The following is a 14,523-nucleotide window of genomic DNA, read 5'->3' as shown; positions in this document are numbered from 1 at the left end:
TCAGGACCTGCTGGCCTTCTCGGCCTCCTTGACCGCCTCGGCCCAGGCGGCGTCCGGCTTGAGCGTCCCGTTCTCCACCCGCCGGATGACGTTCTCCACGTTCACCCGCGTCGGGCCGTTCTTCCTGCCCTGGTACTGCGGGGTGAGGCCCTGCGCCATCTTCGGGAAGATCTGCCCGACCGGGGCGTCGGTGAAGAACGGGTTCTTGAACTCGGCGATCGCCGGGTCGGCGTAGAGGGCCGGCTGCGACGGCAGGTTGCCGACCTTCTTGAAGATCTCGATCTGCTGTTCCGGCTGGACCAGCCACTCCAGCAGCTCGTACGCCTCGTCGACGTGCCTGCTCTGCTTGGGGATGGTCAGGAACGAGCCGCCCCAGTTGCCGCCGCCGCCGGGCACGGCCGCGATGTCCCACTTGCCCTCGGTGCCGGGGGCGGTGTCCTTGATATGGCCGAGCATCCACGCCGGGCAGGCGAGGACGGCGAACGCGCCGCTGGTGAAGCCCTTGTCCCAGTCGGCCTGGAAGCTGACGAGCTTGGCGGAGATGCCGGCCTGGAGCGCCTTGACGGTGTAGTCGAAGGCGACCTTGGGGCCGCCGTCCATCCGGAGCTGCTCCTGCTCGTCGTAGAAGCCGGCCTGCTGCTGGCCGAGGATCGGGTTGAACAGGTTCGTGCCCGAGTCGATGAACTTCTTCCCCGTCGCGCCGGTGTACTGCTGGCCGACCTCGATGAACCTGTCCCAGGTGGGCCACAGCGCGGAGACCTGGTCGCGGTCGGTGGGCAGCCCGGCGGCCTTGAAGAGGTCGGTGCGGTAGCACATGGCCAGGCCGCCGACGTCGGTGCCGAGGCCGATCTGGGTCCTGCCGTCGGCGGAGAGCGTCTGCTTCCACTTCCACGGCAGGTACTTGCTCTCGAACGACCCGGCGCCCTTGTCCAGCAGGTTGACGAACTTGTCGGACTGGCTGCGGAACTGCACGGCGTAGCCCTCGTCGATGGCGGCGATGTCCGCCGCGCCCGAGCCGGCGACGAGCTTCTTCTGGAGGTCCTCGTGCTGGGCGTTGTACTCGCCCGAGTTGAGCTGGATCCTGACGTCGGGGTGCGCGGCCTCGTATCTGGTCTTGAGGTCCTGGAGCCCGAAGTCGCCCCAGAAATTGATCTTCAGGGTGACCGTGCCGCCATCCGCGTCGCCGCCGCCGGTGGTGCTCCGGCCGCTGCACGCGGCCACCAGGGTCAGGCCGACCACCCCCACGGCGACCGCGCGGGCCCAGTGGCTCCAGGACCGTCTCATGTCATCCTCCGAGCATGCTGGAACGCTCCCGACATCGAGAGACGTTGACTGAACCGGATAAGTGACGCCACCGTACGGGCCGGCTTCAGCAGTGTCAACGGCCGGTTAACCAGGTGCCTTTTCCGTAACTTGCCGGCGTCTCGCGGGGGCTTAACCGCGCAAGCGCCGCCCCGGGGCCGCGCCGCGCACGGGCCCCGGCCCCGATCGGCGGCCGGGCCGGTTGCAGTAGCGTGAGGGCCGCCGGCCACCCCGGCAGCGTGCACCCGCCACGGGGGCGGGCCGAGCAAGTGGAGGAACACGCCGGTGAAGCGGCCGACCATCGCCGACGTCGCGCGGCGGGCCGGGGTCTCCAAGGGCGCGGTCTCGTACGCGCTGAACGGGCAGCCCGGCGTCTCCGAGGCGACCCGCCAGCGCATCCTGGCCATCGCCGCGGAGATCGGGTTCAGCCCGAGCAGCGCCGCCCGGGCGCTCTCCGGCGCCAGCGCCAACGCCGTGGGCCTCGCCCTGTGCCGCCCGGCCCGGATACTCGGCATCGAGCCGTTCTTCATGGAGCTGATCAGCGGCGTCGAGGCCGAGCTGTCCGCCCGCTCGTACGCGCTGACCCTCCAGGTGGTCGCCGACCCCGACGCCGAGATCGCGGTCTACCGCCGCTGGTGGGCCGAGCGCCGCGTCGACGGGGTCTTCGTCTGCGACCTGCGCACCGACGACCGGCGGGTGCCGGCGCTGGAGGAGCTGCAACTGCCCGCCGTGGTGATCGGCGGCCCCGGGCACACCGGCGGGCTGGCCCACGTCTGGTCCGACGACGCCACGGCGCTGGTGGAGACCGTGGAATACCTGGTCGCCCTGGGGCACCGCCGCATCGCCCGGGTCGGCGGGCTGCCCTCGCTGCTGCACACCGAGGTCCGCAGCGACGCCTTCACCGAGGTGTGCCGGCGACTCGGGCTCGACGAGTCGGTCACGGTCTGGTCGGACTACACCGGCGAGGAGGGGGCGCGGGCCACCCGCCGGCTGCTCAGCTCCCCGCACCGCCCCACCGCCGTCATCTACGACAACGACGTGATGGCGGTGGCGGGCCTGTCCGTGGCCCAGGAGATGGGCCTGACGGTCCCCGGCGACCTGTCCATCGTCGCCTGGGACGACTCGCCCCTGTGCCAGCTCGTGCACCCGCCGCTCACGGCGCTGGGCCGGGACATCCCCGCGTACGGCGCGCACGCCGCCCGGCAGCTGCTCCAGGTGATCGCGGGCGAGCCGGTCAGCGGCGTGCAGGGCGAGACGGCGCACCTCACCCCCCGGGGCAGCACCGCGCCGCCCCGGGCACGGTGAGCCGGGCCAGCGTCGCCTGAACCGGTTAAGCGATCATCGGGACGCCGACGGGAACTCCTCGAGGTACGCCTCCACCCGCTCGGCGGTCGCCGGGCGGGCCAGCGCGTGGCCCTGCCCGTACCGGCAGCCGGCCCGCGCCGCCGCGTCGACCTGCGCCGGGGTCTCCAGCGCCGCGGCGACCACCTCCAGGCCGAGCCGTTGGCCCAGGCCGACCACCACGTCCGTCAGCGGCGGCCGGACCGCGCCGGTCCCTCCCGCCACGCCGGCCGGACAGGTCGCGCCGGCCACGCCGCCCATACCGGTCCCGCCGGTCGCGCCGCCCATGCCGGCCCCACCGGGCCGGTGCGCGGACGCCGCCGCCGGGGCCAGCTTCAACAGGTCGACCGGGAGCCGGCGGAGCTGGGCCAGCGAGGCGTGCTCGGCCCGGAAGCCGTCCAGGGCCGTGCGGACGCCGAGCGACCGCAGCCCGGCGAGCCGGGCCACCACCGCCGGCAGCTCCGGGCCGACGCGGGGCTCGGCCACCTCGACCACCAGCCGGTCCGCCGGGACCCCGTGGGCGGCCAGCACCGCCGCCGTGCGGCGGAGGAAGTCCGGCGCGGTCAGCTCCCCCGGGGTGACGTTCACCGACATCCACAGCCGCCGGTCGCCGGCCGACCAGTCGGCGAGCTGGCGGCACGCGCGGTCCAGCACCCAGCGGCCCACCTCGCCGATCAGGTCCAGGTCCTCGGCGACCGGCAGCAGCTCGGCCGGCAGCACCGTGCCCAGCACCGGGCTGCGCCAGCGCAGCAGCGCCTCCGTGCCCACCGGCAGCCGGTCGGCCAGCCCCAGCACCGGCTGGTAGACCAGGTCCAGCTCGCCCCGGGCCACCGCGCCGGGCAGCTCCCGCTCCAGGTCGAGCCGCCGCACCAGCTGCTCCTCCAGGTACGCGTCGTACCACTCGATGCGGTCCCGCCCGAGCTGGGCGGCCCGGCGGCGGGCCAGGTCCGCCTGGCGCAGCACGTCGTCGGGCCCCGCGCCGCGGACCTCGGCCAGGCCGATGTTGGCCTGCAACCGGACCTCGTCGTCGCCCGCCATCCGGTACGGCTCCGCCAGCGCCGCCAGCAGCCGGTTGCCCAGCCCGTACGCGAGCACCGGGCCCGCGTCGGTGAGCACCGCGAACTCGTCGCCCACCAGCCGGGCCACCAGGTCCTCCGGGCCGGCCACGGCGCGCAGCCGGCGGGCCACCTCGACGACGACGGTGTCGCCGAACGCGTGCCCACGGCCGTCGTTGACCACGCCCAGGCCGTGCAGGTCGACCACCAGCAGCGCCCCCGACCGGTCCCGGCGGGCGCGCAGCTCGCGCAGCAGCTCCTGCCGGTTGGCCAGCCCGGTGAGCTGGTCGGTCGCGGCGAGCTGGTGCACCGCGCGTTCCAGCCGGCGGCGCTCGCCGACGTCGCGCACGTGCAGCACGAGCGCGCGGACCTCGGGCACCCCGCGCTGGTCGCTCACCGTGGACTCGGTCTCCCGCCACGCCCCGTGCCCGTCGCGCATCCGGGCCGGCAGCAGCGTCGGCCGGTCGCCCGCGAGCACCCGGTCGAGCAGCCGCGCGATCCGCCCCGCGTCGTCCGGGTGCAGCAGGTCGGCGAAGTGCCGGCCGAGCACGTCGGCGTCGGTGAGGGCGAAGAGCCGGGCCGCCGCCGGGGACTGCCAACGCACCCGCAGCGCGTCGTCCAGCAGCAGGATCAGGTCGTTGCCGCCGGAGACCAGGGCACGGAAGTGCGCCTCCTGCGCGGCGAGCCGGCCGGCGTACCGGCGGTTGTCGGCTGCGGAGATCAGCTCCCGGACGACCAGCGGGGGGATCACCGAGAGGCCGAGCAGGACCATGCCGGTGCTGAACGGGCCATAGACGGCCAGGTGCCCGGCGGCGGCCACGGTGGCGATGCCCGCGGGCGCGCTGACCCGGGGCCAGACCGGCGGCGGGCCCCCCGCCCGCCTCGGGTCGCCGGCGGCCACCCGCCGGACCCCGGCCGCGGTCAGCAGCACGCCGGCCACCAGCGGCGGCACGGTCGCCAGGGCCGCCCGGTCCGGCGCGCCGTAGGCCAGCAGCACGATCAGCGCGAGCAGGCCGAACTGGGCGGCCCCGGTGCCCAGGAGGCAGGCCGCCGCGCCCGGGCGGCGTCGCCAGTCGGCCAGGGCCGCCACGCCGACCGCCGCGAAGCCGAACCCGCCGGACGCCACCGCGATCCGGGCGGCGAGCGGGGCCTGCTCCGTCGGCATCAGCACCCAGGCGGCGAAGTGCAGGCTCAGGCCCAGGCTGACGATGTCCGTCGCGTGGCGCACCCGGGCGCGGGCCGCCAGCCGGGTGCGGCCGGGCAGCAGGAGCAGCCCGACGGTGTGCAGCACGGCGGCGAGGCCGAGCCCCGCCGCGCCGACGGCGACGCGCAGACCGGCGGCGGCCAGGGGCAGCACGGCGACGGTCAGCCCGACGGTGAGCACCGCCGCGTGGAGCAGCCCGGCGGCGGGACGCACCCGGGGGCCGCGCCACGGGCCGGGCCGGTCGCCGCCGTCCCCGGCGGGGTCGTCGCCGCTGGCCGGGACGACCAGCCGGGACAGCCGGGCCCCGGCGAGGGCGCTGCCGGCGGCACCGGCGAGCGCCACCACGGCCAGCGGCGGGCCCGCGCCGGCCAGCCCGGCGAGGAGGAGCAGCGCCACCACCGCCAGCACCAGCAGGTCGGCGGGGCGCAGGCGGGGAACACCTGAGGGGTACGCGTCGGGCACGGCGGTCGCCTTCGTGAGGGGGCACGGGCGGATGCGGTAGGGCGGTGCGGCCCGGCACGGCGGTTGCGGTCGCCGGGCCGGGACGATCGGCGGTGTCGCCCGGCGGACGGGCCTGCCAGCGGCATGGCAGGGCGCGGCGGTTGAACCCGCCCGATACGGGAGAACGATTCATCGTCACCGCCGGACGCGGGCGCGGCCGACCGGGTAGGCGTGATTCGGGTCACTGCCCCCCACCGGCCATCCGACGCCCGGCCGGCGGGCCGCACCGACCAGGTGGGATCATCTCCGGGTGCGTACCGAGACCGTCCGCTTCCGCCACAACCAGGCGATCCTGGTCGCGGCGGTGATCGCCTTCATCGGGGCCCTGCCGCTGGCCAGCGCCGGGTGGTATTTCGTGCCCGTGCTGCTCGTCCCGCTGGCGATCGGGGTCTGGGCCTGGCGGGCCGGCACCGAGGCCGACGCCCGGGAGCTGCGCCTGCGGGCGCTGGCCGGGCAGCGCCGGGTCGCCTGGGACCGGGTCGTCGAGCTGGGCGCCGACGCCCGGGGGCGGGCGGTCGCCCGGCTCGACGACGGCGAGCTGCTCGTGCTGCCCGGGGTGCGCGGCAGCGAACTGCCCCGGCTCGTCGCGGTCACCGGCCAGGCCCTGCCCGGCCCGGCCGCCTGACCCCACCGCCGTGGGCCGGCCGGTCAGTAGCCGTCCGTCACCGCGTTCGCCAGCGGCTCGCCCGCGGCGAAGCGCCGGACCTGCTCGGCCACCAGCCGGTACGCCCGGGGCAGCAGCCCGCGCACCGAGCCGGCGACGTGCGGGGTGAGCAGCACGTTCGGCAGCTCCCACAGCGGGTGGTCGGCGGGCAGCGGCTCCGGGTCGGTGACGTCCAGGGCGGCCCGCAGCCGCCCGGCGGCCAGCTCGGCGACCAGCGCGTCGGTGCGGGCCACCGGGCCGCGCGCGGCGTTGACCAGCAGCGCGCCGTCGGGCATCGCGGCGAGGAACTTCTCGTCGACCAGGCCGCGCGTCGCGTCGGTCAGCGGCACCAGCAGCACCACCACGTCGGCCTCGGGCAGCAGCGCGGGCAGCTCGTCGACGCCGTGCACCCCCTCGGCGGGGCGGGCCGTCCGGGCGACCAGGGTGAACGTCACCTCGAACGGGGCCAGCCGGGCCCGCACCGCCGCGCCGATCGACCCCGCCCCGACGATCAGCACCCGCTTGCCGGCCAGCTCGTCGGTCGGGCAGAGCCGGTCGTACGCCCACTCGCGGCGGGACCGGGCGACGGCGAAGTCGGGGAAGCCGCGCACCTGGGACAGGATCGCGGCGACCACCCACTCGGCCGTGCCGACGTCGTGCACGCCCCGCGCGTCGCAGAGCGTCACCCCGGGCGGCACCCGGCCCGCCCATGCGTCCGCGCCGGCCGAGAGCAGCTGCACCACCCGCAGGTCGGGCAGCTCGCCGAGCAGGGCGGTGGCGTCCACGCCGGAGAGGAACGGCGGCACCCAGAACCGGACGCCGGCCACCCCGGAGGGCAGCCGCGACGGGTCCTCGGCCACCTCGACGGTCACCCCGGGCGGCACCTCGCCGAGGAGGGCGCGGCCGGCGGGGTGCGGGATCCAGACCTTCACGAACGCCGACGATAGCCGGTGCGGGCCCCCGTCGCGGCACGGCCGGGGCGGCTAGGCTGGGCCGGGTGAGCACCGGTGCCCCGTACCACCGCAAGAGCCCGCTGCGGGCGGTCGTCGCGGCATCCTGCGCGGCGCTGCTGCTGGCCGCCGCCGGGTGCAGCTTCGGCGAGCCCGAGCCGGACCCGGCCGGCGAGCCGCCCAACCTGCCCACCCCGTCGGTCTCCGCGCCCGCCGGGGCCGGTCAGCAGGTGGTCACCACGGTGCTGGCCAAGGGGCTGCGGGTGCCGTGGGGCATGGCGTTCCTGCCCGACGGCGGGGCGCTGGTCACCGAGCGGGACAGCGGCCGGATCCTCCAGGTCGGCCCCGGGTCCGGGCGCGAGGGGCTGACGGTCACCCCGGTGCGGACGGTGCCGGGCGTGGTGCCCGGCGGCGAGGGCGGGCTCATGGGGATCGCGGTCTCCCCCGACTACGCGACCGACCAGACGATCTTCGTCTACCACACCGCCGCGAACGACAACCGGATCGTCAAGCTCGACCTGGACGGGGCGCCCACCCCGATCCTGACCGGCATCCCCAAGGCCGGCATCCACAACGGCGGCGGGCTCGCCTTCGGCCCGGACGGCTTCCTCTACGCGAGCACCGGCGACGCCGGCAACCGGGAGGCCGCGCAGGACCAGAAGAACCTGGGCGGCAAGATCCTGCGGATCACCACCGCCGGCAAGCCGGCCCCGGGCAACCCGTTCGCCGGCTCCCCTGTCTGGTCCCTGGGCCACCGCAACGTGCAGGGCCTGGCCTGGGACGCCGGCAAGCGGATGTACGCCGTCGAGTTCGGCCAGAACACCTGGGACGAGATCAACCAGGTCACCAAGGGCGGCAACTACGGCTGGCCCCAGGTCGAGGGCCAGGCCGACGACAGCCGGTACGCCGACCCGCTGGTGCAGTGGCCCACCTCCGACGCCTCCTGCTCGGGGCTCGCGGCGGCCGAGCGGCTGCTGGTCACCGCCTGCCTGCGCGGGCAGCGGCTGTGGCTGGTCGAGCTGACCGACACCGGCACCGTGCTCGGCCAGCCCCGGGAGCTGCTGACCCGCCGGTACGGCCGGCTGCGCGGCGCGATCGCCGCCCCGGACGGGTCGATCTGGGTCACCACCTCCAACCACGACGGGCGGGGCCAGCCGGCCCCCGAGGACGACCGGATCCTGCGGCTCGTCTTCACCGACGGCGGCGCGGGCCGCAGCTGACCCGCCGCCGCCAACAGGGCCGGAATCCCGGGTTTGCCAAGATCCTTCACTGGGCAGGTCAGAATCTCAGCATGGACGGGCAGGAGAACGAACAGCGCAGCACCGGCGAAGCCGTGCCCCGCAGGGCCGGGCGCGGCCGGGTCCGCCGGGCGGGGGTGGTCCTCGCCGTCCTGGTGATCGCCCTGGCCGGGGCCGTCATCGGCACCCTCGCCGGCGGGCGGGTGCACACCGACATCGGGCCGTTCCGCGCGCAGCTGAGCATCACGCCTTCGCTGGAGGGCGGCACCACCGTCGACATCCCGCCGCTGGGCGCGCTCCAGCTCGACAGCCACGACGGGCCCACCCACCTCACCGTCGGCCTGGGGGCCCTCGACCAGCGGCGCACCGAGGCGCTGATCGACGACCCGGCGAGCATCAGCCGGGCCAGCCAGTCCGCCGTCACCGACGTCCGCAACGGGGTGCTGCGCCTCGGGCTGCGCACCGTCGGCGCGGCGGTGCTGGTCACCCTCGTCCTCGCCGGGCTGGTGTTCCGCGACACCCGGCGCACCGCCTGGGCGGGCGGGCTGTCGCTGCTGGTCACCGCCGGCAGTCTCGGCCTGGCCGCCTCCACCATCCGGCCGCAGGCGATCGAGGAGCCCCGGTACGAGGGGCTGCTGGTCAACGCGCCCGCGATCGTCGGTGACGCCCGACGGATCGCCAACGACTACACCAAGTACGCCGAGCAGCTCCAGCGCCTCGTCGGCAACGTCAGCCAGCTCTACACCACCGTCTCCGCGCTGCCGGTGTACGAGCCGGCCCCCGGCACCACCCGGGTCCTGCACGTCTCCGACATGCACCTCAACCCGACGGGCTGGCAGCTCATCCGCACGGTCGTGGAGCAGTTCGGCATCGACGTGGTGATCGACACCGGCGACATCACCGACTGGGGCAGCGAGCCCGAGGCGTCGTTCGTCGGCTCGATCGGCCTGCTCAAGAAGCCGTACGTCTACATCCGGGGCAACCACGACTCCGGCAAGACGGCCGCGGCGGTAGCCCAGCAGCCCAACGCGATCGTGCTGAACAACTCGACCACCACCGTCGCCGGGCTGACCATCGCCGGCATCGGCGACCCCCGGTTCACCCCCGACAAGGAGACCTCCCCGGCCGGCAGCGGCCTGACCAGCGAGGTCGCCAACCAGGTGATCGGGGCCGGCGACCAGCTCGCCGCCACCGTGCGCAAGTCGCCCAGGCCGGTGAACATCGCGCTGGTGCACGACCCGGCGTCGGCCGGCCCCCTGTCGGGCACCTGCCCGCTGGTGCTCGCCGGGCACACCCACGCCCGGCAGATCTCCAAGCTGCCGCAGGCGCCGGGCCAGATGCCGACGCAGCTGATGGTGGAGGGTTCCACCGGCGGCGCGGGGCTGCGCGGCCTGGAGGGCGAGAAGCCCACCCCGCTGTCGATGACGGTGCTCTACTTCGACAAGGACAAGCTGCTCCAGGCATACGACGACATCACCGTCGGCGGCACCGGGCAGGCGCAGGTCAACCTGGAACGGCACGTGGTGCAGAACCCGAAGGCCGGCGACCAGGTGCCGGTCACCCCGACCCCGACCCGCTGACCCGGCCGATCCCGCCACCCGCGCCCGCCCCCACGGCCACGCCACCTGCGCCCACGCCCACCCCCGCGGCCACGCCACCCGTGCCCGCACCACTCGCGGCCACGCCGCCACCGCCTCGCTCACCGCGCCGCCGGGTTCGGCCCTGCCACCACGGCCCTGCCAGCACGGACCACCACGGACCTGCCGGCACGGATCTGCCACGGGCCTACGGCCCCACCGGCCCGCAGGCCACGGCCGCCCGTGACATCGGGTAACCGAACCGCGCCGGGCGACACACCTCCTCGACTCCTTTGCTCTGCACCCATGGACGCAACAGTCACCCTCGGCAATCAACCCCGAGGGGCATCGCCGGGATACGCCGGCCGTTAGCGCTGGTCAGCGCCAGTGTTGCATCCTTGGGTGCAGAGCAAAGGAAAGGTGGGCGGGGTGAGGCCGGCGGGGGATGCCACGGAAAGTGACGACGAGGCACCCGACACGGAGCGCGACGGGCTACGGGCCGCCAGGGTCTGGGCCCACGCGGCGGCGCAGCCCACGCGGCAGCGCAGCCCACGCGGCGGCGCGGCCCACGCGGCGGCACGGCCCGCGCCGCGGCGCGGCAGAGCAGCGGCACCGCAGGGCCGGCGGCGGGTAGCGGCGTAGCAGGGCAGCGGCGGGCAGCGGCGCACAGCAGGGCGGGCGGCGGGCGCGGCGGGGGCGGGGGCGGGGTCAGCGCAGCGAGAGGGCGGCCAGGGCCGCGTTGACGATGCTGCCGGGCAGCAGGTCGTGCAGCTCGTACAGCTCGCGGACGCTGCCCGACTGGCCGAACTCGTCCACGCCCAGCGGCACCGCCGGGGCGCCGACGGCCGAGCCGAGCCAGGCCATCGCGTGCGACGCGGCGTCGTGCACCGTCACCACCGGCACCCGGTCGACGAACGCCGACCGCAGCGCCCCCGGCACGCTCGGCACGGTGGCCGTCCGCACCCCCTGGCGCAACGTGCGCTGCCACGCCCGGTAGAGGCGGTCCAGGCTGGTCACGTCCACCACGTGCGCGGCCACGCCCTCCTCGGCCAGCTCGGCGGCGGCGGCCAGCACCTCCGGCAGCACCGCGCCGGAGGCGGCGAGCTGCACCACCGGCGCGTCGGCCAGCTCCGGATGCGCCGCGTGCGCGTCGACCAGCCGGTACGCCCCGGCGACCGCCTGCCGGCGCAGCACCGCGTCGCCCAGCCGGGCCCGCGCCGCCTCGAAGGGCGCCTGGTCGATCGGGCGGGTGCTGAGCCGGAAGTAGTACGCCCCGTCCTCGACCGGCGCGGCCGTGCTGGCCGGCGTGCCACCGGCGGCGATCTGCCCGAGGGCGTCGCAGAGCAGCCAGTCGAGGGTGGCCGCGTACGCGGGCTCGACGAACGTCACCCCGGGCAGCTCCAGCCCCACCGACGCGGTGATCGTGGACTGGTGCGCGCCGCCCTCGGGGGCGAGGGTGACGCCCGACGGGGTGCCGGCGACCACGAACCGGGAGCCCGAATAGGTGCCGTACAGGAACGCGTCGAGGCCGCGCAGCACGAACGGGTCGTAGACCGTGCCGACCGGCAGCAGCGGCTGCCCCGACAGGTCCCACGACAGGCCGAGCTGGCCGAGCAGCAGGAACAGGTTCATCTCCGAGATGCCCAGCTCGATGTGCTGCCCGGCGGGGCTCTCGGTCCAGCGCAGCATCCGGTCCTCCGTCCAGGACCGCTGCTCGGTCGGGGCGAACACCCCCGTCTTGTTGATGAACCCGGCGAGGTTCGTCGAGGTGGCCACGTCGGGCGCGGTGGTCACCAGGTAGGGGGCGACGGCCTCGTCGCGGGCCAGCTCCACCAGCACCCGGCCGAAGACCTCCTGGGTGGAGACGGGCCGGCTCGCGCGTACCCTCGTGGTTTCCGGCACGGCGACCGGCAGCGCCCGCCCGGCCGGCGGTCGGGACAGCGCCTCCCGGCGCGCGCCGGCCCGGATGCCGGCCGGCGACGCCGGGTCGAGGCGGTCCCACTCGGTGGCGGGGGTCAGGCCGTGGGCCGCGCGCAGCGCGTCGACCTGCGCGGTGGTGAGCAGCGCCGAATGGTTGCGGGGATTGCCGGCGATGGGCAACCCCCAACCCTTCACGGTGTACGCGAAGACGACGCTGGGCCGGTCGGTGACCGCGTCGCACTGGGCGTACGCGTCGAGCATCGCCTCCAGGTCGTGCCCGCCCAGGTCGGTGACGAGCGGGGCCAGCTCGTCGTCGGCGACGTCGGCGATCAGCTCGGCGATGCCGGCCGGCGCGCCGTCGCAGAACCGCTCCCGCAGCGCCGGCCCGGCCAGCCCGAACAGCGACTGGTACTGCTCGTTGGGCATCGCGTCGATCCAGTCGCGCAGCGCCTCCCCGCCCGGCCGGGCGTACGCCCGCGCGAGCCGGCGACCGTACTTGACCTCGACGACGTGCCAGCCGGCGGCCTCGAACTGGCCGCGCCACTGGTTGATCCGCACCCCGGGGACGACCCGGTCGAGGGACTGCCGGTTGAAGTCGACCAGCCACATCACGTTGCCCAGGCCCGTGGTGGCCGGGTCGGCGACGGCCTCCCAGATGTTGCCCTCGTCCAGCTCGGCGTCGCCGATCAACGCCACGAACCGGGAGCGGGGGCGCGCGCCGAAGTGCGCGTCGACGTACCGGCGGGTGACGGCGGCGAACAGCGGCGCGGCGGCGCCGAGGCCGACGGAGCCGGTGGAGAAGTCGACGCCGTCGGGGTCCTTCGTGCGTGACGGGTACGACTGGAGGCCGCCCCGGGCACGCAGCCGCGTCAGGTAGGACCGGTCGAGGTTGCCCAGCAGGTATTGGATCGCGTGGAACACGGGGGAGGCGTGCGGCTTCACCGCGACCCGGTCGGCGGCGTCGAGGTGCGCGAACCACAGCGCGGTCATCGCCGTGACCAGCGACGCGCTGGACGCCTGGTGCCCGCCGACCTTTACCCCGTCGCCGGTGTCCCGGTCGTGGTTGGCCGCGTCGACGATGCGGGTGGCGAGCCAGAGCACCCGCCGCTGGATCTCGTCGAGGACGTCGAGGTCGTGCTGGTTCACGGGGTTGCTCCATCCGGGCGTCGCCGTTGACGCCCCGCGCGGGGGGTGTGGGGGTGTGGGGGTGTATGTGGGTGGGTGGGCGGGCGGGGCGTTAGGAGGGGGCCCTTCCTATACAGAAAGCGTTAACAAGGGTCCCCTCCTTGCACCTCAGGCGCCGAGGCGGGAGAGGATCAGCTCGCGGACCGTCTTCGCGTCGGCCTGGCCACGGGTGGTCTTCATGACCGCGCCGACCAGCGCACCCGCCGCCGCGACCTTGCCGCTGCGGATCTTCTCGGCGATGTCCGGGTTGGCGGCGATCGCCTCGTCCACGGCGGCGGTGAGCGCGCCGGTGTCGGAGACGACCTCCAGGCCCCGGTTGGTCATGATCTCCGTCGGCGAGCCCTCGCCGGCCACCACGCCCTCCAGCACGGTGCGGGCCAGCTTGTCGTTGAGCTTGCCCGCGTCGACGAGGCCCTGCAGCTCGGCGACCTGCGCCGGGGTGGCCCCGACGTCGGCCAGCTCCACGCCCGTCTCGTTGGCGCGGCGGGACAGCTCGCCCAGCCACCACTTGCGGGCGGCGGCGGGGGTGGCCCCGGCGGCGACGGTCGCCTCGATCAGCTCGACCGCGCCCGCGTTGAGCACCGACTGCATGTCGGCGTCGGACAGGCCCCACTGCTCCTGGAGGCGGCGGCGGTGCAGCCGGGGCAGCTCCGGCAGGGCCGCCTTCAGCTCGGCCACCCAGGCGGCGTCCGGGGCGAGCGGCACCAGGTCCGGCTCCGGGAAGTAGCGGTAGTCCGTCGCGGTCTCCTTCGACCGGCCCGGGGTGGTGTCGCCGGTGTCCTCGTGGAAGTGGCGCGTCTCCTGGACGATCCGGCCGCCCGCGTCGAGCACCGACGCCTGCCGCAGCATCTCCGAGCGGACCGCCCGCTCCACCGAGCGCAGCGAGTTGACGTTCTTGGTCTCGGTGCGGGTGCCCCACTCCTGGCCGGACAGGTTGAGGGAGGTGTTGACGTCGCAGCGCAGCGACCCCTCCTCCATCCGCACGTCGGAGACGCCCAGCGAACGGATCACGTCGCGCAGCTCGGTGACGTACGCGCGGGCCACCTCGGGGGCCAGCGCCCCGGTGCCGGGCACCGGCTTGGTGACGATCTCCACGAGGGGGATGCCGGCCCGGTTGTAGTCGACCAGCGACTCCGTCGCGCCGTGGATGCGGCCGGTGGCCCCACCGACGTGCAGGGTCTTGCCGGTGTCCTCCTCCAGGTGCACCCGCTCGATGCCGATGCGCACCAGCTCGCCGCCCACCTCGACGTCGAGGTAGCCGTCGACGCAGAGCGGCTCGTCGTACTGGCTGATCTGGAAGTTCTTCGGCATGTCCGGGTAGAAGTAGTTCTTCCGGGCGAACCGGCACCACGAGGCGATCGAGCAGTTGAGCGCGAGGCCGATCCGGATCGTCGCCTCGATCGCCGCCTTGTTGGCCACCGGCAGCGAGCCGGGCAGGCCCAGGCAGACCGGGCAGACCCGGGTGTTCGGCTCGCCCCCGAAGTCCGTCGGGCAGCCGCAGAACATCTTGGTGTTCGTGCCCAGCTCGACGTGGGTCTCCAGGCCGATCACCGGCTCGTAGCGGGCGACGACGTCGTCGTACGCGGGCAAGGTGGTCGTGCTCATCG

At 75.2% G+C, this 14,523-nt stretch carries 9 protein-coding genes; 4 read left to right on the top strand and 5 right to left on the bottom strand.

Annotated elements, in window-relative coordinates; translation table 11 throughout:
- Positions 1–1,284, bottom strand: coding sequence for an extracellular solute-binding protein (locus tag O7633_RS27710; RefSeq protein WP_282324498.1), 1,284 nt, complete (start codon positions 1,282–1,284; stop codon positions 1–3).
- A gap of 303 nt (positions 1,285–1,587) precedes the next feature.
- Between O7633_RS27710 and O7633_RS27705 the strand changes: the two genes are divergently transcribed.
- Positions 1,588–2,607 (top strand): LacI family DNA-binding transcriptional regulator, encoded by a 1,020-nt coding sequence (locus O7633_RS27705; protein WP_278132807.1) that lies wholly within the window; start codon positions 1,588–1,590, stop codon positions 2,605–2,607.
- 33 nt (positions 2,608–2,640) lie between these two features.
- On the opposite strand, the gene O7633_RS27700 is transcribed toward O7633_RS27705, so the two are convergent.
- Entirely contained in the window at positions 2,641–4,863 is a 2,223-nt protein-coding gene (locus O7633_RS27700; protein WP_282328662.1) for an EAL domain-containing protein, read from the bottom strand.
- 790 nt (positions 4,864–5,653) lie between these two features.
- Between O7633_RS27700 and O7633_RS27695 the strand changes: the two genes are divergently transcribed.
- Positions 5,654–6,028 carry a PH domain-containing protein gene (locus tag O7633_RS27695; protein ID WP_282324497.1) on the top strand — a complete coding sequence of 125 codons (375 nt, stop codon included), beginning with the start codon at positions 5,654–5,656 and terminating at the stop codon, positions 6,026–6,028.
- A 23-nt stretch (positions 6,029–6,051) separates the two neighbouring features.
- Here the strand turns inward: O7633_RS27695 and O7633_RS27690 are convergent, their stop codons facing one another.
- Positions 6,052–6,978 carry a 2-hydroxyacid dehydrogenase gene (locus tag O7633_RS27690; RefSeq protein WP_278132803.1) on the bottom strand — a complete coding sequence of 309 codons (927 nt, stop codon included), beginning with the start codon at positions 6,976–6,978 and terminating at the stop codon, positions 6,052–6,054.
- A 65-nt stretch (positions 6,979–7,043) separates the two neighbouring features.
- On the opposite strand from O7633_RS27690, the gene O7633_RS27685 reads away from it, so the two are divergent.
- Together O7633_RS27685 and O7633_RS27680 are read left to right on the top strand one after the other, a co-directional pair.
- A complete protein-coding gene (locus O7633_RS27685; protein WP_278132801.1) occupies positions 7,044–8,216 on the top strand; it encodes a PQQ-dependent sugar dehydrogenase in 1,173 nt (390 codons plus the stop codon).
- A 71-nt stretch (positions 8,217–8,287) separates the two neighbouring features.
- Positions 8,288–9,814: a metallophosphoesterase gene (locus O7633_RS27680; protein ID WP_278132799.1), complete on the top strand. Its 1,527-nt coding sequence runs from the start codon at positions 8,288–8,290 to the stop codon at positions 9,812–9,814.
- 705 nt (positions 9,815–10,519) lie between these two features.
- Here O7633_RS27680 and O7633_RS27675 read toward each other — a convergent pair.
- Positions 10,520–12,877, bottom strand: coding sequence for a pyruvate dehydrogenase (locus tag O7633_RS27675; protein WP_282324496.1), 2,358 nt, complete (start codon positions 12,875–12,877; stop codon positions 10,520–10,522).
- A gap of 147 nt (positions 12,878–13,024) precedes the next feature.
- Positions 13,025–14,521 (bottom strand): Asp-tRNA(Asn)/Glu-tRNA(Gln) amidotransferase subunit GatB, encoded by a 1,497-nt coding sequence (gene gatB / locus O7633_RS27670; RefSeq protein ID WP_282324495.1) that lies wholly within the window; start codon positions 14,519–14,521, stop codon positions 13,025–13,027.
- Positions 14,522–14,523: the final 2 nt, after the last annotated feature.

This window comes from Micromonospora sp. WMMD712 (assembly GCF_029581295.1).
GTDB classification, from domain to species: domain Bacteria; phylum Actinomycetota; class Actinomycetes; order Mycobacteriales; family Micromonosporaceae; genus Micromonospora; species Micromonospora carbonacea.
Note: the sequence above shows the minus strand (reverse complement) of the source record. Positions and strands in the feature narration are given on the sequence as shown.

What these genes read in the sequence shown, in the direction of transcription:
- O7633_RS27710 (WP_282324498.1), bottom strand. Translation starts at nt 1,284, where the DNA reads ATGAGACGGTCCTGGAGCCACTGGGCCCGCGCGGTCGCCGTGGGGGTG.
- O7633_RS27700 (WP_282328662.1), bottom strand. Translation starts at nt 4,863, where the DNA reads ATGCCGACGGAGCAGGCCCCGCTCGCCGCCCGGATCGCGGTGGCGTCC.
- O7633_RS27680 (WP_278132799.1), top strand. Translation starts at nt 8,288, where the DNA reads ATGGACGGGCAGGAGAACGAACAGCGCAGCACCGGCGAAGCCGTGCCC.
- gatB (WP_282324495.1), bottom strand. Translation starts at nt 14,521, where the DNA reads ATGAGCACGACCACCTTGCCCGCGTACGACGACGTCGTCGCCCGCTAC.